This is a genomic window from Acidovorax sp. DMC1 (assembly GCF_056314325.1).
In genome coordinates this window covers 743,374-761,145 of record NZ_JBQUYO010000001.1, presented here as the reverse complement: position 1 = coordinate 761,145, position 17,772 = coordinate 743,374, and the positions used below count along the sequence as shown (strand labels likewise).

Sequence of the window (17,772 nt, the reverse complement as noted above, 5' to 3'; positions counted from 1 at the left end):
CGAGATGGTTGAATTTTCCCTGTGGGACATCCTGCGCAACCTGCTGCTGGCAGCGCGCTGGACGGTGTCCCTGTCCCTCATCGCCTTCATCGGTGGTGGCCTGGTGGGCCTGGTGCTGCTGGTGCTGCGCCTGTCCAAAGTGCGTGGCGTGGACCGCGCCGTGGGCGCTTATGTGCAGGTGTTCCAGGGCACGCCGCTGCTGATGCAGCTGTTCCTGGCCTACTTCGGCATTGCGCTGTTCGGTATCAAGACCTCGCCGTGGACGGCTGCTGCGGTGGCGCTCACGCTCTACACCAGTGCCTACCTCACAGAGATCTGGCGCGGCTGTGTGGCCTCCATCCCCAAGGGGCAGTGGGAGGCGGCGCAGAGCCTGGCGCTCAACTTTGGCGAGCAGCTGCGCCACGTGGTGCTGCCGCAGGCGCTGCGCATCGCGGTGCCGCCCACGGTGGGCTTTCTGGTGCAGGTGATCAAGGGCACGGCGCTGGCTTCGGTCATCGGCTTTGTGGAGCTGACCAAGGCGGGCAGCATGATCTCCAACGCCACCTACAAGCCCTTCCTCGTCTACGCCTGCGTAGCGCTGCTGTATTTTGTTTTGTGCTTCCCGGTGAGCCTGGTGGCGCAGTCCCTTGAAAGGAAACTCCATGGCCATCGCCGCTGAAGCCTCCGCAACCAAACCCACCCTTGCGCACGACGGCATCGTGGTGGGTGAGCCGCCCATTGTGGACATCACTGCGCTGCGCAAGTCCTACGGCAGCAATGAAGTGCTCAAGGGCATCGACCTGAAAGTGCAGCGCGGCGAGGTCATCGCCATCATCGGCAAGAGTGGCTCGGGCAAGAGCACGTTGCTGCGCTGCGTGAATGGGCTGGAGGAGTTCCAGGAAGGCGCGCTCAGCGTCAACGGCCAGAAGCTGCTGCACGACAGCCCCACGGCCATGCGCGCGCTGCGCCAGCAGGTGGGCATGATCTTCCAGAGCTTCAACCTGTTTCCGCACCTCAGCGTGGGCCGCAACATCATGCTGGCGCCCACGCTGGTGAAGGCGCGTGATGCCAAGGCCGCCGAGGCGCAGGCGCGCCAGTTGCTGCAGCGTGTGGGTCTGGCCGAAAAGTTTGACGCCATGCCCGACCAGCTCTCGGGCGGCCAGCAGCAGCGCGTGGCCATTGCGCGCGCGCTGGCCATGGAGCCGCAGGTGCTGCTGTGCGACGAGATCACCTCGGCGCTGGACCCAGAACTAGTGGGCGAAGTGCTGCGCGTGGTCGAGTCACTGGCGCAGGAAGGCATGACGCTGATGATGGTCACGCACGAGATGGCGTTTGCCCGCAAGGTGAGCGACCGCGTGATCTTCATGCACCAGGGGCGGGTGCACGAGCAGGGCACACCTGCTCAGCTGTTTGGTAGCCCGCAGACGCCGGAACTGCAGCAGTTCTTGTCGTCGTTGCACGATTGAGTGACTGCGGGTTGCCGGGCACCGTGCATGTGCCTAGCCCTCGCGGGAGTGGAATCCCGCGAAGGCCCTCTGAAGTGCGTGGATAGAGATTCGCCGGGAGCAAGCTTGGCGGTCATCGCCCCGGTGTTGACGGATCGACTAAGAGTGCATGCCCTTCTCGAATTCGGTCGTTGACAGCGTTCCGTTCTTGTCCGTGTCGAGCTCCTTGAATCGCTGGCTAATGGCTGGCAGTCGGGCCGCTTCTTTTTCGCTCAGTTTGCCGTCCTTGTCGGTGTCGGCGCGGTTGAAGGCGTCGGTCGCAGCCCTGGATGGGTTACCCGTGCCGGGGCCGTAGGAATAGGGCGCGGCTTGGCCGGAAGACGCGGCGGTCTGCGCATGCAATGCACCCATGCCGCCCAGGGAGAGGGCCGCAAAAAGCATCACGCTGCGGGTATCGAACGAATAAGTACGTCGTTGCAGTGCTTTCATGGGAAGCGAAGCTCCTTCGAAGTTGAACAGGGTTTGATTGCACCGCAGCCCGGCCCTGCACGCCAGCACTCTTGCCTGCTGTTGCCTCGCTCTACATTTGCCTGCGCTGTGTAACGCCGCGGCCGTGTTTTGTGTCTGGGCGCGCCGCGGATGTAGCCAAAAGTAGGCGCAAACCAGGGCCTCGTTTCGCGCTGCGCCCTACGCGCCGGGACGATGGGGGGATGACCGGCAGGCCCGTGCGTGTCCTACAGCGTCTGCCCGCACTCCTTCCAACAATGAATTGCATGTGTCCTTCGGGATGCTGTTGTTCAACTTCCACCAAGGAGCCATTCCATGCAAAAGCAAACCGTTCTCGCCGCACTCGCTGCCTTCGCCTGTACCGCCGCACTGGCCCAGGCACCCGCCAACAACACCGCCCGCCCACCCTCTGAAGTGAACCCCACGGCATCGGGTGGTGTGGCAGCCTCTGCGGCGCAGAACAAGGTCGACCAACGCGCCAGCCGCAGCGCAGCGGCTCCCGCTGATCCCGCTGCCGGCAATGGCCGTTCAGCCCCCGTGGCAGAGATCAACCCCAGCGCAGCCGGCGGCAAGGCCGCTGCCAAGGCCGATATGCGCGTGAACGCGCGGCTGATGGACACCAATGGCGACGGCATGGTGTCGCGGGCTGAATGGGATGCCTACCACGCACAGGCCTGGAACCAGATGCAGCCCACCAACACGGGCGTGTCCACGGCAGACATCGATAAATTGAACCGTACGTCGGCAACCCACTGATAACCCCGGCGGCTTCGCCCGCCAACTGAGGGGAAACCTGTGGGAAAACTTCTCCACGCCCCCAAGCGCCCCTGCGTCCCGCCGCGCAGGGGCGCTTTGGCGTCTCGACCGTGCGGGCAAAAGGGGGATGGCGGGTCGGGGGACAATCCGGCATCTTCCGTTTGCTGACCCGCACTCATTCACATGGCCAACCGACTTTCACAGATCGCCACGCGCACCGGCGACGCCGGCACCACCGGCCTGGGCAACAACCAGCGCGTCTCCAAAAACAGCCTGCGCATTCACGCGATGGGCGATGTGGACGAACTCAACTCCCACATCGGCCTGCTGCTGTGCGAGCCCATGCCCGATGAAGTCCGCACCCTGCTGGTCGAGGTGCAGCACCAGCTGTTCAATCTGGGCGGTGAGCTGTCGATCCCGGGCTTTGAATTGCTCAAGGCCGAAGCCGTGCTGGCTCTGGACGAAGCCTTGGCCCACCACAATGCCGCGCTGCCGCGCCTGCAGGAGTTCATCCTGCCTGCAGGCACGCGCGCCGCATCGCAAGCGCACATCTGCCGCACCGTGGCCCGCCGCGCCGAACGTGCAGTCGTAGCCCTGGGCAACGAAGAGGCCCTGAACGACGCGCCACGCCAGTACCTCAACCGCCTCTCCGACCTGATGTTCGTGCTGGCCCGCGTGCTCAACCGCATGGATGGCGGGGATGACGTGTACTGGAAAAGCGAGCGCCTGGCACAGCAGAATGCTACTGAATAAATAGCAGCCAGCGCATATTTATCTAGCGCTTGGGGGCATTTTCATCAAAAATTTCCCCAGCCATTGCCACGGGCGCGCCCCATGCCAGGACCGCCGCGAGCGATGGGAGAGAAGGGGGAAGGCGCGAGTGCCTCAGGCTGCTGAGCCCTATCGTGGGGAAAGGATCGCCATGGTGAGGCGTGACACACAGGTCAGCTCGCCCGCTTCGTTGTGCAGATCGATGTGCCACACATGCGTGGTGCGGCCGATGTGCACGGGCTTTGCCGTGCCGGTCACCCAACCGCTGGTGGCAGAGCGCAGGTGGTTGGCGTTGATGTCCAGGCCCACGGCGCGGTAGCCCTCGGGCAGGGCGTAGTAGGCGCCGGTGGAGCCCATGGACTCGGCCAGCACCACGCTGACGCCGCCGTGCAGCAGGCCAAAAGGCTGGATGGTGCGGTGGTCCACCGGCACCCGGGCGCGCAGAAAGTCGTCACCCACCTCGACAAATTCGATGCCCAGGTGCTCTACGGCGGTGTTGCGGTTGGCGGCCTTCAGCAGGTCCAGATCGATGGGTTTCTTCCAGATGGGCATGGTGTTCACGGGGCAGGGCCAAGTCAGTGCAAGCCGCTGATTGTGCCAATGCCCGTGGCGCCGCCCTGTGCCGCACGCGTCTGGCCTCAGCCCACAAACTTCCCGTTGGCGCCCATCACCCCCAGGTCCAGAAAGCGCGAGCCCACATAGGGTGCGCCGCCTGCGTAGTCGATGGACAGGCCGCCCAGGTCATTGCTGCGGATGCCTGCGAGGGCGTTGCGCAGCTTGGCACGCGTCAGGTCGCGGCCGGCGCGCTCCAGGCCCTCGGCCAGCACGCGGGCGTTCACATAGCCTTCAAAGCTGCGGGCCGAGAACTCCTGGTAGCCCAGTGCGCGCATGGCCTTCTGGTAGTCGCGCACCACGGCATAGCTGGTGCGGGCCGCATCGGGCAGCACCATCGACAGCGCAATGCCCGAGGCCTTGCCACCCAGCTGGCGCAGGTTGTCGCCCGACAGCGCCACGCTGGTGGCGGCCAGCGGCGTGCTGGGCGAGACTTTCTTGAACTCATTGACCAGGGTGGCGGTGATGTCGCCCGCCGTGCCCAGCAGTACGGCGTTGGGCTTAGCGGCCACGGCCTTGCCCACCACGTCGGCCACCTGGGCGCCTTGGGCGTCGAGCTTGAAGGCCTTGGGCGCGGGCTGCTTGGCGGCCGCCATGGCCTTGGTCACATCGGCCAGAAACTCGCGGCCAAAGGCGGTGTCCTGGTACACGACGGCCAGCTCGGTGATGCCCATAGACACCAGCTTTTGGGCCAGGCGCTGGGCTTCATCGGTGTAGCTCGCGCGCACGTGGAACACCGAGCGGTACTCGGCCTTGCGCAGCGAGGTGGCGCCGCTCTGGGGGGCCACATAGGGGATCTGCGCCTCGTCCACCAGCGGCAGGATGCGCTGGTTGTTGGCCGTGCCCATGCAGGAGATCAGCGACACCACGTTGGCATCGGCAATCAGCTTGCGCACGTTGTCTTCCGATCGCGCGGCGTCATAGCCGTCGTCCAGGGCCAGCAGCTTGATCTCGCGGCCGTGGATGCCTTTGGCGTTGGCCTGCGCAATGCCCGCATCCAGCCCTTGCTTGAGTTCCTTGCCCAGGCTGGCCAGGGCGCCGGTGGTGCCCAGCGAGCAGCCAATGGTCACGCTCTTGGCGTCCATGGGGTCTTGCACGCCGACGGCGCGCGACGAGGTGGCAAGCAGCAGGCCGGCGCTGGCGGCCACGAGGGATTGGGTGAACTGACGGCGTTGCATGGTCACAAAAAAACTCGCAGGCAAAAAAGCCACCAGCCCCGGATGGGGGCTGGTGGGGGGTGGACAGGGGGAGGTCGATAGACCTAGGGTTAACCCTGATTTTATCTGCCCAGGCTGCCAATTGGCTGTCAAAGGCCTGCAGGCCCAACACGGACCGCTTTAAGCAGCGCTGGCAGGGCCTGCAGGTGCGCGCATGCTGCCCGTCTCCACATACCGCTGGTGCCACGACAGCGCCTCGTTCAGCAGGTGCGGTGTGTGCTGGCCTACGGCGCCGCGCTTGGCGCGGGCCACATAGTCGTGCAGCGCGGGCCGGAAGTCCGGGTGTGCGCAGCGGTCGATGATGATCTCGGCGCGTTGCGAGGGCGAGTGCCCGCGCAGGTCGGCCAGGCCTTGTTCGGTGACGAGGATTTGCACATCGTGCTCGGTGTGGTCCACATGCGAGGCCATGGGTACGATGCACGAGATGCTGCCGTTCTTGGCCAGCGACGGAGTCATGAAGATCGACAGATACGCATTGCGCGCAAAGTCGCCCGAGCCGCCGATGCCGTTCATGATGGCCGAGCCCATCACATGCGTGGAGTTCACGTTGCCGTAGATGTCGGCCTCAATCATCCCGTTCATCGCAATCAGGCCCATGCGGCGGATCAGCTCAGGGTGGTTGCTGATCTCCTGCGGGCGCAAAACGATGCGCTGCTTGTAGAACTCGATGCGGTCGTTGAAGTCCTGCATCGCTGTGGGGCTCAGCGACAGCGCCGTGGCCGAGGCGCTAGCCAGCTTACCCGAGCGCAGAATGTCCAGCATGCCGTCCTGCAGCACCTCGGTGTAGGCCGTGAGGTTCTCGAAGGGGCCGTTGTTCAGCCCGGCCAGCACCGCGTTGGCGATGTTGCCCACGCCCGACTGCAGCGGCAGCAGGTCCTTGGGCAGGCGGCCCTTCTTCACCTCATGCTGCAGGAACTCGATGATGTGGCCCGCGATGCGGTTGGAGGTGTCATCGGGCGCGGCATACACGCTGTTGCGGTCGGGCTGGTTGGTCATCACCACCGCAATCACCTTGTTCGGGTCGCAGCGCAGGTAGGGCTCGCCAATGCGCTCGTCGGGCCGCGTCATGGGGATGGGCTTGCGGTGCGGCGGTCGGTCGGTGCCGTAGTAGATGTCGTGCATGCCCTCCAGCTGCGGGTTGTGCCAGGCATTCACCTCCAGGATGACCTTGTCGGCCTGGTCCAGCCAGGTCTTGTTGTTGCCCACCGAGGACGAGGGGATCAGCCGCCCGTCGGGCAACACGCCCGCCACCTCGACCACCGCCACATCCAGCTTGCCCAGAAAGCCAAACCACACAAACTGCGCCACATGCGAGAGGTGAATGTCCACATACTGCATCTGTCCCGCATTGATCTGGCGGCGCACCGTGGGGTCGGACTGGTAGGGCAGGCGCATCTCGATGCCGTCCACCTGGGCCAGCGCGCCGTCCAGCTCGGGCGCGGTGCTGGCGCCCGTCCACAGCCCGATCTTGAAGCCATGGCCCTGCGCGTTCAGGCTTTCGATGCGGCGCGCCAGCGCGCCGGGCACTGCCTTGGGGTAGCCCGCGCCGGTGAATCCGCTCATGCCCACATGGGCACCGGCGGGGATCAGGGCGGCCGCCTCGTCGGCGGTCATGGTGCGGGAGAGAAAGTCGGGGTACAGCACCCGATCGGCCAGGGACATGAACAAACTCCGCAAAAAGAAAAAGGCCACCCGCCCGGTGAGCGGATGGCCCTGTGGACAAAACCCAGGATGCTAGCCTTCGTTCCTTACAAATTAAGGGTTAACCCTTACAAATGCCATCAGGCCGGGCCACATCCACAGATTACGCCGCTTTGCGGTTGAGCAGTGCGTACAGCAGGATTGCCCCGAACGTGGCGGTGCCGATGCCGCCCAGCGCAAACTGACCGAACTTCAGCGTGAAGTCGCCCGTGCCCAGGATGAGGGTGATGGCCGCCACGATGAGGTTCTTGTTCTGCGAAAAGTCCACCTTGTTGTCCACCCAGATCTTGGCGCCCGCCACCGCGATCAGGCCAAACACCACGATGGACACGCCGCCCATCACCGGCAGCGGAATCGTCTGGATCAGCGCGCCGAACTTGGGGGAAAAACCCAGCACCAGCGCAAACACGCCGGCCAGCAAAAACACGGCGGTGGAGTAGATCTTGGTCGCCGCCATCACGCCGATGTTTTCTGCATAGGTGGTCACGCCCGTGCCGCCCGCGCTGCCGCTGACCATGGTGGCAATGCCGTCGCCGATGAACGCGCGGCCCATGTAGCGGTCCAGGTTCTGGCCGGTCATGGCCGTCACGGCCTTGATGTGGCCCAGGTTCTCGGCGACGAGGATGATGGCCACCGGTGCAATCAGCAGCATGGCGTTGGCCTCGAACACCGGTGCGGCGAAGTTGGGCATGCCCACCCAGGCAGCATTCGCCAGGATCGACAGGTCAATGGGTTTGCCCAGGCCGAGGCCGTTGGTCAGCACCGCGTAGATGATGCTCGCCACGATGAGGCCCACCAGAATCAGCAGGCGCTGCACCATGCCGCGCGTGAGCACGGCCACCAGGCCCACGCTCACAAAGGTCACCAGCTGCATCCAGCTGTCAAAGTTGCTGGCCGCCATGTTCTTGATGGGAATGCCCGCCAGGTTCAGGCCGATCACCGCCACCACGGCACCGGTGACCACGGGCGGCATGAAGCGTTCGATCCAGCCTGTGCCAATGGCCTGCACCAGCGCGCCAATGAGCGTATAGAGCAGGCCGCACGCAATGATGCCCCCCAGCGCCACGCCAATGTTGGCGTTGGGCCCGCTGCCCGCATAGCCCGTGGCCGCGATCACCACGCCGATGAACGCAAAGCTCGACCCCAGGTAACTGGGCACCTTGCCGCCGGTGACGAGGAAAAAGATCAGCGTGCCCACGCCGCTCATCAGGATGGCCACGTTCGGGTCAAAGCCCATCAGGATGGGCGCCAGCACCGTGGCGCCAAACATCGCAATCACGTGCTGCACGCCCATCACCGCCGTCTGCGGCCAGGGCAGCCGCTCGTCCGGCGCGATCACGCCGCCTTGTTGCAACACCTCAGCGCTTTTCACGCGCCAGTTCATGAATCCCATCTTGTTGGTTCCTTGTTGTTGAGGCGCGAATGCTAGTGGATGGGGATGGCCTTGCCGTGAACCTGCGCGTCAATTGCCAGGCGTCCACCCGCTTTGTGCCGGGTTAGCATCTGCGCCAACCTCTGCTCTGCCTGCCACAGGCACCGCCGCCATGCACCCTCAGCCGTCCTGCCCCTCTTGCCGCCAGCCCATGGAGGCGCACCGGTTCACCAGCAACCAGTGGCACACGCTGGAGCTGGACATTTGTTTTGCCTGCCAGGGCCTGTGGTTTGACCGGCACGAAAACCTCAAGCTCTCGCCCCAGTCGGTGGTCGAGCTGTTCCGCCTGCTGCACGAGCACCGTACCGACCAGCACCAGCCCCTGGCCGAGAGCATGGCCTGCCCGCGCTGCAACACCAGCCTGGCCAAAGGCTTCGACGTGGTGCGCAGCGGCCGCTACATGATCTACCGCTGCGGGCGCCAGCATGGCCGCTTCAGCAGCTTCTCGTCCTTCATGGTCGAAAAGGGTTTTGTGCGCCACATGACGCGCCCCGAGATCGACGACCTGGCCCAACGCGTGGGCGCCATCTACTGCACCAGCTGCGGCGCCCCCGTGGACATCCGCAAGGACCACGCCTGCCCCTATTGCCGCGCCGCGTTCTCCCTCATCGACCCCCAGGCCGTGGTGCGCGCCATGGAGGGTTATGCCGCCGCCAGCGCCAAGGCACCGGTGGCGCCGGCATCGCCGGTGGACATTGGCGACGCCCTGGTGGCCCTGGAGCGCGACCGCGCCCGGGCCGAGCGCGAGCGCCAGAAGCGCGCGTTCACCACGGCCAGCAGCGATGCCAACGACAACTCGTTCACCGGCGATCTGCTGGCGGCCGGGGTGGCGCTGGTGTGGGCGCTGATGAAGGACTGAGAACGTGAACACGTGCTGAGGGGCCCGCCAGCGCATTGACATACCGCAGTACGCGCTGCGGTCATTCACGACAGACTGGGGCCGACCCTTCAGAATGGTCGCAGGCCCTTGCCCTGACCTTGGGCCCCCGCATTCCACCCAACCGTGGCGCCCGCTGCCACCGGAGGAGCGCCCCATGCCGCAGTCCCTTGCCCGACGCCGTGTTGTCCGACCGCCGCGCAGTGCTGCGCCCGCAGATGGCGCGACCCGTTGCGTTGTCAGCCTGCCGTTGCAGCGCGCGCAGCTACCCCCCGTCCCCAGCACCCTGCTCATCCCTTTGGCGGCGCGTGCCCATGGGGGCCGCTATTTTCCCTGGCTGGACTGCCATGATGCCGTGGCCCCGGCGCTGCTGGCGCAGATGGATGCCGATGTGAGCGGTACCCTGGACGACCTGCACACGGTGCTGCACGTGCTGTGGCGCACCCGGGCCATCCAGGGGGCGGGGCGCGCCTTTTTTTCCATGTACCCCCAGGCCCTGGGCGTCAACCTTGGGTGTGGGCTGACCCACTATTTCCAGTGGCTGGACGGGGGGGCCAACCAGTGGCTCGATGCCGACCTGCCCGAGGTGATGGCGCTGCGCCGGCCTCTGCTGCCCCCGCCGTGCCCGCGCATGCGTCACGCCGATCTGGACCTGTCGCACCCCGGCTGGTGGCAGCGGCTGGGGCTGCCCACGCAGCGCAGCGCCACGCCGGTGCTCCTGGTGTGCGAAGGCGTGCTGATGTACCTGCCGCCCGCGCAGGTGCACGCCGTGCTGGCCGAGTTTGCGCAGCATGCGCCGCCAGGCTCGCGCATGGTGCTGGACGTGATGACGCGCCGCGCCGTGGGCTGCGCGGCCCGCCACGCCAGCGTGCGGGCTACGGGTGCCGAGTTCCGCTGGGGCGTGGGCCGCATGGCAGAGCTGGAGGCTGTGCACCCGCGCCTGCAGTTGCTGCGCGAGCAAAGCGTGGCGGAGGGCTATGGCTGGCCGGGCGTTGCCATGGACCTGCTGTGGCGCCCCTGGCTGGGCGCGCCGCTGTACGGCCTGGCGACGCTCGGAATCAGGGAATGAAGTCCCTGTGAGTCGTCTTTGGCGAATTGTCCGCAGTGGGGGCCACCCGTTACCCCCGCTGCGCCTGTTGTAGGGCGCGGCTACGGCCTCAGTGCCAGTGCGCGCATCCATTGGGGTGGCTGGCCCGTCAGCTGCCCCACGATCGCCGCCTGCAGTGGCGGCAGGCGCCGCGCACCCTGCAGCACCAGCTGGCGCAGCAGGCGGGGCACCGGGCGGGCGTCGGTGTACAGGCGCACGATGGCGTTGGTGCCCTGGTAGATGGGCCAGGCGTGGCGGTGGTGGCCCTGGGCGTAGGGGGCCAGGGCGTCGGCGCTGCCAATGTCCTGCCCGCGCTGGCGCGCGCTCACCAGCGCGGCCGTGAGCCGCTCCACCCCTGCCAGGCCCAAGTTGTAGCCATGGGCCGTGACCGGGTGCATGCCCACGGCGGCATCCCCCAGCAGCGCGCAGCGGTGGCCCGCAAAGCGCTGGGCATACACGGCCACCAGCGGGTAGGCGTGGCGTTCGCCCACCAGCGCCATGTGGCCCAGCCGGTCGTTGAACTGGGCCTGCACCTGGGCGGCAAAGGCTTGGGGGCTCTGGGCCATCAGCGCTGCCGCATCGGCTGCGCCCGCCGTGACCACGACCGAGCACAGCGCATGTCCTGCCTGTGGGTCATCGGGCAGGGGCAGCACGGCCAGCGTGCGGTCGTAGCCAAAACATTCGTGGGCCACGTTGCCATGGGGTAGGCCATGACGCATGCGGCAGACGATGACGGTGCGGCCAAAGTCGGTCATCTGCGCGCCGATGCCCAGCTGGCGGCGCGTGGCCGAAAAGCGGCTGTCGGCGGCCACCAGCAGCGGGGCCGTCAGGCGTTGGGCTGGCGCCCCAGCGGTACCGGCCGGCACATAGTCCAGCTCTGCATGTCCTGCCAGCGTGGCTGCGCGCGTGACCTGGGCCTGGGTGACCAGCTGCACCCCCGGCGTGCGCGCCGCCACGGCGTAGGCGGCGCGGCGCAGCGCATGGTTGGGCACGATGAAGCCCAGCGCGCCGAGTGCTGCACCCTCCGGGGTCTGCGGGGTGTTCAGTTGCAGCGCGCTGTGCTGGCCCAGCGGGCCGTCGTGTACCTGGGCTTCGCAGATGGTGCCCACTTCATGCGCGGCCAGCAGGCCCCAGCTGCCCAGGCGCTGCAATGTGTCGCGGCTGGGGTGGGTCAGCGCGATCTCACGGCCGTCCGGCGCGGGCGCGGCCAGCGTGCTGTCGCTCTGCTGCTCGACCACCGTGGCGGAGAACCCGGCTTGCGCCAGGGAGATGGCCAGCGACAGGCCCGCCGGGCCTGCGCCGACGATGAGGACGTCGCTGTGGTGGGTGGTCATGGCGGGAGGAATGCAGGGTGACAAGGTGCCCGCCCCGGGGCGGGGAGGCCGCGCGCCATTGTGGGGGGGCGGGCTGGGGCACGCTTTGCCCTGCGTCAAGCCACGGTGTGGTACTGCTATCCAAACAATAGCTACTCAGGCATATAGTTCTAGCGCCTCGGGGCTAAAACCCATAAAACTCAGTCTTTGGCGGCCTTGCGCGGGCTTTTGGCAGACTTCTTTTTGGCCGGACCCGCCTTCTTGCCGCGCAGGTGCAGCACCCACGCCACCAGCAGCCACAGGTAGCCCGCCGGGATGCTGTACGCCGCCCAAGCCGCCAGCGACAGCGGTGGCGCGGTGATGGAGCGGGGGTTGGCAATGGTCTCCAGCAACTGGCGCGTGCCGGTGCCCAGCGTGGGCGTGGCGTGCTGGCTGCCCGAGCGGGCCATGAGGGCGCCCATGAAGGTGAAGAACTCCATGAGCAGCGCACCGATCAGAAAGCACGCCAGCAAGGCCATCAGCTGCGCCACCGCGCGCCGGTTGCCCTTGGCCAGGAACACGATGACCGACACCAGCCACAGCACGGGCAACAACAGGGCTATGGTGGGCCAGGCAGACAGGAGCATTTTCATGGGCAGCGACGTCGAGGATGTGGTGCGGCCCATTGCCGCACCACCAATGTGGCTGCGGATGATAGACCCACCTTCACCCCCGGCTGGGGGCGGTTGTGTGTCAGACCGCATCTCCACGCCGGCCGCAAGGGAGGGCCAGTCTCCGTCAGCGTGGAGCGTTTGGCCCGGGCGCTGAGGTGTCGGCGGCGGCCGGGTGGCCTGCGTGGTGCGTTGGGCCCACCATCTCGCGCATGCGGCGGCGCAGGGCGCGGTCGCGGCGGTCGTCGGCTTCCCAGTCGGCTTTCACGCCACGCCACAATGCCAGTGCCATCAGCAAGATGACGGCGGTGAACGGCAGCGCGAACACGATGGTGGCGGTCTGCACCGCCTTCACGCCACCGGCCAGCAGCAGGCTGATGGCGATGCCCGACACCAGCACGCCCCAGGTGATCTTGACGCGCGCCGACGGGTTCTCATTGCCGCCCGTGCTCATCATGCCCAGCACCAGCGTGGCCGAGTCGCCCGAGGTGACGAAGAACACCAGCACCAGCACGGTGGCCACGAACGACATCACGGCACCCCAGGGCAGCGCGTTGAACATGGCAAAAAGTGCGGTGGACACATCAGCCTTGACGGCTTCCGACAGAGGCACGCCCTGCATGATCTCCAGATGCAGGGCCGTACCGCCGAACACCGAGAACCACACAAACGCAGCCAGCGTGGGCGCCAGCACGGTGCCCAGGATGAATTCGCGAATCGTGCGGCCCCGCGAGACGCGTGCGATGAACAGGCCCACAAAGGGCGACCAGCTCACCCACCAGGCCCAGTAGAACACCGTCCAGCCGCTCACCCAGCCGCTGTCGCGGAACGGCGTCATGCGCAGGCTCATGCGCACGAACTCGCTCAGGTAGCTGCCCAGCGTGTTGGTGAAGCTGTCGATGATGATCACCGTGGGCCCCAATGCAAACACCGCCAGCGCCAGCAGCGCCGCCATGACCAGGTTGAAAGTGGACAGCCACTTGATGCCCCGCGCCACGCCCGACACGGCCGAGGTGAGGAACAGCACCGTGGTCACCACGATGATGCCCACCTGCCAGGCTTCGTTCACAGGCACGCCCATCGTGGCCGCCAGGCCGCTGTTGATCTGCAGTGCGCCCATGCCCAGCGATGCGGCCACGCCAAAGGCCGTGGCGATCACAGCGAGGATGTTCACGACGGGCCCGATGCGCTGCAGCGGCGCCCAGGGCAGCGCCATCACCGCCGTGCTGACCAGGGCTGAGCCGCCACGACGGAACTGGAAGAACGCGATCGCCAACGCGACGATGCTGTACACCGCCCAGGGGTGCAGCCCCCAGTGGAAGAAGCTGTAGCGCATGGCTGCGTTGGCAGCCTCGGGCGTATTGGGCGCGATGCCGGGCGGCGGCGTGCCGTAGTGCGAAATGGGCTCAGCCACACCCCAGAACACGAGGCCGATACCCATGCCCGCCGCAAACAGCATGGCAAACCACGCGCCGATGGAGAACTCGGGCTCGTCGTCCTCCTGGCCCAGCTTCAGGTCGCCATAGCGGCTGAAGGCCAGGATGAGCGCCATCACCACCAAGCCCAGCACCACCCACAGGTAGAACCAGCCGAAGTTGCGCGTGATGGCGGCCAGGGCCGTGTCGAACACGGTGCCCAGCGAATCGGGCGCAACCACGCCCCAGAGCACGATGGCGAGGATCAGCCCCGCCGAGATGAGAAGTTCCATGGGATCACCTTTCTCGAAGATCAACAAAGGATGTGCTGCCGGGCGCTTATCAGGCACCGGCGCGCAGTTGAGTACCAGCGGCAAAAACCGGCAGACTCCGTCGGCCAAAGACGACGAAAGGCGGCCTCCTGGGCTGCCTGGTGCGCGACAACGCGCAGCCAAGGGGGCAGACAGGAGCGTGCGAAACACATCACGAAAAAAGCAGGCCCGACGCAGCAAGGCGTGGCCCTAGAGGTCCGCGCACACCCGGGTGACCGGGGTACGGATGCCTCCATGCCGATGCGCGCAGCGGTGGCGCGGCAAGGCGGGTTACCTGCGGACGAATACGCCAGGAAAGGCGGCCGTCAGGCAGCAAAGAAGCTGCACGCAGAGAGGGAGAAGCCGCAATTTTATGTAACACCCCACCACGGCCACGGGAAATACCGCAGTCAAGCGCAGGGACGCTGTCAATTTGGAGACGTGCCAGCATGGTCAGTGGATGGGCCCGCTGGTACGCTGCGTCGCCATGGAGACAACACACACAACCCCGCCTTACATCCCCCAGATCCGCCTGTACCAGAACTGGCTGCGCGACCAGCGCGGTCTGCAGTTCGACAGCTACGACGCGCTGTGGCGCTGGTCCACCACCGACCTCGACGCCTTCTGGCAGAGCATCTGGGACTACTTCCAGTTGCAGTCGCCCACGCCCCACACGGCCGTGCTGGCCCGGAACACCATGCCCGGCGCGTTGTGGTTCCCCGGTGCGCAGGTCAACTACGCACGCCAGGCGCTGCGGCATGTGGATGCCGCCCACGCGGCGGGCCTGCCCGCCATCATCAGCCGCAACGAAAAGGGCCAGCACCGCGAGCTGAGCTGGCCCGAGCTGCGCCGCCAGGTCGCGTCGCTGGCGCTGCACCTCAAGGCCCAGGGCGTGATGCCGGGCGACCGCGTGGCCGCCTACCTGCCCAACGTGCCCGAGGCGATGATCGCCTTTCTGGCCACGGTGAGCATCGGCGGCGTGTGGAGCATCTGCGCACCCGACATGGGCACGCATGCGGTGCTCGACCGCTTTCGGCAGATCGAGCCCAAGGTGCTGATCGGTGTGGACGGCGTGAGCTACGGCGGCCGCGACCACGACCGCCGTCCCGTGCTGGCAGAGCTGCGAGCGGCACTGCCCAGCGTGCAGCACGCGGTGCTGCTGGGCAATCTGGATGCTTCTGTTTCGATAGCTGGTTGGGCAAGCTGGACGCGCGCAACGGCCCGAAATGATGCTGAAACCACGGCCTTCGATCCCCTGTGGCTCCCGTTCGACCACCCGCTGTGGATCGTCTATTCCAGCGGCACCACCGGCCTGCCCAAGCCCATCGTGCACGGCCACGGCGGCACGGTGCTGGTGGCGCTGCAGCTCAAGGTGCTGCACAACGACATCGGCTGCAGCTACGAGGCCAACAGCTTTGGCGAGCGCTACCACTGGTACAGCTCCACCGGCTGGGTAATGTGGAACGCGCAGCTCAGCGGCCTGCTGTCGGGCACCACCTGCGTGATCTACGACGGCAACCCCGGCGGCAGCAAGGACCACCCCGACTGGGGCGTGCTGTGGCGTTTTGCGGCCGAGACGGGCGTGACCTTTTTCGGCGCGGGCGCGGCGTTTTTTGCCAACTGCATGAAGGCGGGCATCACGCTGGCCGACTATGGCGACCTCACGCGCGTCCGTGCGCTGGGTACCACGGGCTCCCCGCTGTCGCCCGAGGTGCAGCAATGGGGCACGGCGCAGTTTGAAGCCATTGGTACGCACGACATCTGGTGGAACAACATATCCGGGGGCACCGACTTTTGCGGCGCCTTCATCGGCGGCAACCGCGAGATGCCCCAGGTGCCCGGCGAGATGCAATGCCGCATGCTGGGCGCGGCCGTGGAGTCGTGGGATGCCGAAGGCCGTCCCGTGGAGGACGCGGTGGGCGAGCTGGTCTGCGCGCAGCCCATTCCATCCATGCCGCTGTACCTGTGGGGCGACAAGGACGGTTCGCGTTATCTGTCGAGCTATTTCGACATGTACCCCGCAGGCCATGGCCGACAGCCGGGCGGTGGCGACGGCCCCGCCAGCATGGGTGCGGTGTGGCGCCATGGCGACTGGCTCAAGATCGGCGCCAACGGCGGCTGCGTGATCTATGGGCGCAGCGACGCGACCATCAACCGCCACGGCCTGCGCATGGGCACGAGCGAGATCTACAGCGCCGTGGAGGCCTTGCCCGAAGTGCTCGACAGCCTGGTGGTGGACCTGGAGTACCTGGGCCGCGAGAGCTACATGCCGTTGTTTGTCGTGCTGCGCCCGGGCTACGGGCTGGACGACGCCCTGCGCGCGCGCATCAACGGCGCCGTGCGCACGGCGCTGAGCCCACGTTTTGTGCCCGACGACATCTTTGCCGTGGCCGAGGTGCCACGCACCCTGAGCGGCAAAAAGCAGGAGCTGCCCATCAAAAAGCTGCTGCTGGGCCAGCCCATCGAGAAGGTGGTCAACAAGGACGCGATGGCCAACCCAGGGTGCCTGGATTGGTACGTGGCGTTTGCGGCGCAGCGGGTGAGTGCGCTCCAAAAATAATAGCTGCTAGCGCTTATTCAATAAGCGCTAGCGCCTTGTTTGGATGCAAGAGTGAGTGCGGCGCTGAGGCGCGCTGCGCCCCAGGGGGTCAGTCCAGCTTCGCGCCAGACGCCTTGATCAGCCGCTCCCACACCGGGCGTTCCTTGTTCATGGCGGCAGTGAACAACGCCGGTGAGCTCTTTTGCACGTCAAAGCCCATGGCGGTGATGCGCTGGGCCACATCGGGATGCTCGGTGGCCTTGCGCACCTCGGCCGCAACGCGCTCCAGGATGGCGGGCGGTGTGCCTGCGGGGGCGCCAAACGCCAGCCAGCCCGCCACGCGGTAGGCCTCGTCGTTCAGACCCTGCTCGCCCAGTGTGGGCACGTTGGGCAGCGTGCCCATGCGGCGCTCGCCGCTCACGCCAATGGCCTTGAGCTTGCCGGCGTCGATGTGCGCCTTCACCTGCAGTGCGCTCGCAAAAGCAATCTGGATCTGCCCGCCCAGCAGGTCTTGCACCATGGGCGCTTCGCCCCGGTAGGCCACGTGGCTCATGTCGGCGTTTTGCGACTGGCTCATGTACGCGCCGGCCAGGTGCGGGTAGGCACCCGTGCCGTACGAACCGTAGGCCACCTTGCCTTTGTTGGCGGCGATGTATTTCAGCAGCTCAGGCCCCGTGGCCACCGGCACGCTGGGGTGGGCCACCAGCACCAGGGGCGCGATGGCGATCTGGTAGATGGGCGCGATGTCTTTCTCGGGGCTGTAGGGCAGCTTGGTGTACAGGAACTGGTTGGTGAGCATGGAGTTGCTCAGCGCCAGCAGCAGGGTGTAGCCGTCCGGCGCGGCCTTGGCCACCGCGTCGGTGCCGATGATGCCGGCCGCGCCGGGCTTGTTGTCGATGACCATGGGCTGGCCCAGGCCCACGGCCATCTTCTCGGCCAGCACGCGCGCCAGCACGTCGGTGGCGCCGCCGGGGGCGAAGGGCACCACCACCTTGATGGGCTTGCTGGGGTAGGCGGCCTGGGCCCAGGCGGCAGTGCCGGTGCAGGTGGTGGCAGCGGCCAGCGCGGCGGCGCCGAGCCAGGAACGGCGGGTGAGGGCGTGGAAGGGCATGGGTTTGTCTCCTGTCATGGTTATAAAAATCACTCTGCGGGCTCCGCGA

The 17,772-nt window shown here is 66.6% G+C and carries 16 protein-coding genes; 7 read left to right on the top strand and 9 right to left on the bottom strand.

What is annotated here, in order from left to right; all coding sequences use genetic code 11:
- The first annotated feature begins 4 nt into the window (after positions 1-4).
- A complete protein-coding gene (locus ACT531_RS03555; RefSeq protein WP_056057035.1) occupies positions 5-658 on the top strand; it encodes an amino acid ABC transporter permease in 654 nt (217 codons plus the stop codon).
- Positions 642-1,445: an amino acid ABC transporter ATP-binding protein gene (locus ACT531_RS03550; RefSeq protein ID WP_476016486.1), complete on the top strand. Its 804-nt coding sequence runs from the start codon at positions 642-644 to the stop codon at positions 1,443-1,445. Before ACT531_RS03555 ends, ACT531_RS03550 begins: the two co-directional genes overlap by 17 nt.
- A gap of 138 nt (positions 1,446-1,583) precedes the next feature.
- Here the strand turns inward: ACT531_RS03550 and ACT531_RS03545 are convergent, their stop codons facing one another.
- Positions 1,584-1,913, bottom strand: a complete 330-nt coding sequence (locus ACT531_RS03545; protein ID WP_298451438.1) for an EF-hand domain-containing protein — start codon at positions 1,911-1,913, stop codon at positions 1,584-1,586.
- 333 nt (positions 1,914-2,246) lie between these two features.
- On the opposite strand from ACT531_RS03545, the gene ACT531_RS03540 reads away from it, so the two are divergent.
- On the top strand, positions 2,247-2,687 hold the full coding sequence (locus tag ACT531_RS03540; RefSeq protein WP_291443424.1) for a hypothetical protein: 441 nt from the start codon (positions 2,247-2,249) through the stop codon (positions 2,685-2,687).
- 183 nt (positions 2,688-2,870) lie between these two features.
- Positions 2,871-3,440 carry a cob(I)yrinic acid a,c-diamide adenosyltransferase gene (locus ACT531_RS03535; RefSeq protein WP_015011964.1) on the top strand — a complete coding sequence of 190 codons (570 nt, stop codon included), beginning with the start codon at positions 2,871-2,873 and terminating at the stop codon, positions 3,438-3,440.
- A 147-nt stretch (positions 3,441-3,587) separates the two neighbouring features.
- On the opposite strand, the gene ACT531_RS03530 is transcribed toward ACT531_RS03535, so the two are convergent.
- From ACT531_RS03530 to ACT531_RS03515, 4 genes are all read right to left on the bottom strand, one after another.
- Positions 3,588-4,010 (bottom strand): hotdog fold thioesterase, encoded by a 423-nt coding sequence (locus ACT531_RS03530; RefSeq protein ID WP_476016621.1) that lies wholly within the window; start codon positions 4,008-4,010, stop codon positions 3,588-3,590.
- An 86-nt stretch (positions 4,011-4,096) separates the two neighbouring features.
- Positions 4,097-5,248 carry an ABC transporter substrate-binding protein gene (locus ACT531_RS03525; RefSeq protein ID WP_476016485.1) on the bottom strand — a complete coding sequence of 384 codons (1,152 nt, stop codon included), beginning with the start codon at positions 5,246-5,248 and terminating at the stop codon, positions 4,097-4,099.
- A 159-nt stretch (positions 5,249-5,407) separates the two neighbouring features.
- Entirely contained in the window at positions 5,408-6,949 is a 1,542-nt protein-coding gene (locus tag ACT531_RS03520) for an acetyl-CoA hydrolase/transferase family protein (protein WP_476016484.1), read from the bottom strand.
- 142 nt (positions 6,950-7,091) lie between these two features.
- A complete protein-coding gene (locus ACT531_RS03515; RefSeq protein WP_476016483.1) occupies positions 7,092-8,381 on the bottom strand; it encodes a solute carrier family 23 protein in 1,290 nt (429 codons plus the stop codon).
- A 151-nt stretch (positions 8,382-8,532) separates the two neighbouring features.
- Between ACT531_RS03515 and ACT531_RS03510 the strand changes: the two genes are divergently transcribed.
- Both ACT531_RS03510 and ACT531_RS03505 read left to right on the top strand, forming a co-directional pair.
- Positions 8,533-9,279, top strand: coding sequence for a zf-TFIIB domain-containing protein (locus ACT531_RS03510; protein WP_476016482.1), 747 nt, complete (start codon positions 8,533-8,535; stop codon positions 9,277-9,279).
- A gap of 175 nt (positions 9,280-9,454) precedes the next feature.
- A complete protein-coding gene (locus tag ACT531_RS03505; protein ID WP_476016481.1) occupies positions 9,455-10,366 on the top strand; it encodes a class I SAM-dependent methyltransferase in 912 nt (303 codons plus the stop codon).
- An 80-nt stretch (positions 10,367-10,446) separates the two neighbouring features.
- On the opposite strand, the gene ubiM is transcribed toward ACT531_RS03505, so the two are convergent.
- The 3 genes from ubiM to ACT531_RS03490 form a co-directional block, all read right to left on the bottom strand.
- Positions 10,447-11,718 (bottom strand): 5-demethoxyubiquinol-8 5-hydroxylase UbiM, encoded by a 1,272-nt coding sequence (gene ubiM, locus ACT531_RS03500; protein WP_476016480.1) that lies wholly within the window; start codon positions 11,716-11,718, stop codon positions 10,447-10,449.
- A 179-nt stretch (positions 11,719-11,897) separates the two neighbouring features.
- Positions 11,898-12,329, bottom strand: a complete 432-nt coding sequence (locus ACT531_RS03495; RefSeq protein ID WP_476016479.1) for a hypothetical protein — start codon at positions 12,327-12,329, stop codon at positions 11,898-11,900.
- A 145-nt stretch (positions 12,330-12,474) separates the two neighbouring features.
- Positions 12,475-14,055 (bottom strand): BCCT family transporter, encoded by a 1,581-nt coding sequence (locus tag ACT531_RS03490; RefSeq protein ID WP_476016478.1) that lies wholly within the window; start codon positions 14,053-14,055, stop codon positions 12,475-12,477.
- Between the two features lie 505 nt (positions 14,056-14,560).
- Between ACT531_RS03490 and ACT531_RS03485 the strand changes: the two genes are divergently transcribed.
- Positions 14,561-16,633: an acetoacetate--CoA ligase gene (locus ACT531_RS03485; RefSeq protein ID WP_476016477.1), complete on the top strand. Its 2,073-nt coding sequence runs from the start codon at positions 14,561-14,563 to the stop codon at positions 16,631-16,633.
- A gap of 88 nt (positions 16,634-16,721) precedes the next feature.
- Here the strand turns inward: ACT531_RS03485 and ACT531_RS03480 are convergent, their stop codons facing one another.
- Positions 16,722-17,723 carry a Bug family tripartite tricarboxylate transporter substrate binding protein gene (locus tag ACT531_RS03480; RefSeq protein ID WP_476016476.1) on the bottom strand — a complete coding sequence of 334 codons (1,002 nt, stop codon included), beginning with the start codon at positions 17,721-17,723 and terminating at the stop codon, positions 16,722-16,724.
- Positions 17,724-17,772: the final 49 nt, after the last annotated feature.

Excerpts from the sequence above, each read along its gene's own strand:
- ACT531_RS03520 (WP_476016484.1), bottom strand. The coding sequence starts at position 6,949 with ATGTCCCTGGCCGATCGGGTGCTGTACCCCGACTTTCTCTCCCGCACC.
- ACT531_RS03535 (WP_015011964.1), top strand. The coding sequence starts at position 2,871 with ATGGCCAACCGACTTTCACAGATCGCCACGCGCACCGGCGACGCCGGC.
- ACT531_RS03495 (WP_476016479.1), bottom strand. The coding sequence starts at position 12,329 with ATGAAAATGCTCCTGTCTGCCTGGCCCACCATAGCCCTGTTGTTGCCC.
- ubiM (WP_476016480.1), bottom strand. The coding sequence starts at position 11,718 with ATGACCACCCACCACAGCGACGTCCTCATCGTCGGCGCAGGCCCGGCG.
- ACT531_RS03515 (WP_476016483.1), bottom strand. The coding sequence starts at position 8,381 with ATGGGATTCATGAACTGGCGCGTGAAAAGCGCTGAGGTGTTGCAACAA.
- ACT531_RS03485 (WP_476016477.1), top strand. The coding sequence starts at position 14,561 with ATGGAGACAACACACACAACCCCGCCTTACATCCCCCAGATCCGCCTG.
- ACT531_RS03530 (WP_476016621.1), bottom strand. The coding sequence starts at position 4,010 with ATGCCCATCTGGAAGAAACCCATCGATCTGGACCTGCTGAAGGCCGCC.
- ACT531_RS03550 (WP_476016486.1), top strand. The coding sequence starts at position 642 with ATGGCCATCGCCGCTGAAGCCTCCGCAACCAAACCCACCCTTGCGCAC.
- ACT531_RS03545 (WP_298451438.1), bottom strand. The coding sequence starts at position 1,913 with ATGAAAGCACTGCAACGACGTACTTATTCGTTCGATACCCGCAGCGTG.
- ACT531_RS03525 (WP_476016485.1), bottom strand. The coding sequence starts at position 5,248 with ATGCAACGCCGTCAGTTCACCCAATCCCTCGTGGCCGCCAGCGCCGGC.
- ACT531_RS03505 (WP_476016481.1), top strand. The coding sequence starts at position 9,455 with ATGCCGCAGTCCCTTGCCCGACGCCGTGTTGTCCGACCGCCGCGCAGT.
- ACT531_RS03480 (WP_476016476.1), bottom strand. The coding sequence starts at position 17,723 with ATGCCCTTCCACGCCCTCACCCGCCGTTCCTGGCTCGGCGCCGCCGCG.
- ACT531_RS03510 (WP_476016482.1), top strand. The coding sequence starts at position 8,533 with ATGCACCCTCAGCCGTCCTGCCCCTCTTGCCGCCAGCCCATGGAGGCG.
- ACT531_RS03540 (WP_291443424.1), top strand. The coding sequence starts at position 2,247 with ATGCAAAAGCAAACCGTTCTCGCCGCACTCGCTGCCTTCGCCTGTACC.
- ACT531_RS03555 (WP_056057035.1), top strand. The coding sequence starts at position 5 with ATGGTTGAATTTTCCCTGTGGGACATCCTGCGCAACCTGCTGCTGGCA.
- ACT531_RS03490 (WP_476016478.1), bottom strand. The coding sequence starts at position 14,055 with ATGGAACTTCTCATCTCGGCGGGGCTGATCCTCGCCATCGTGCTCTGG.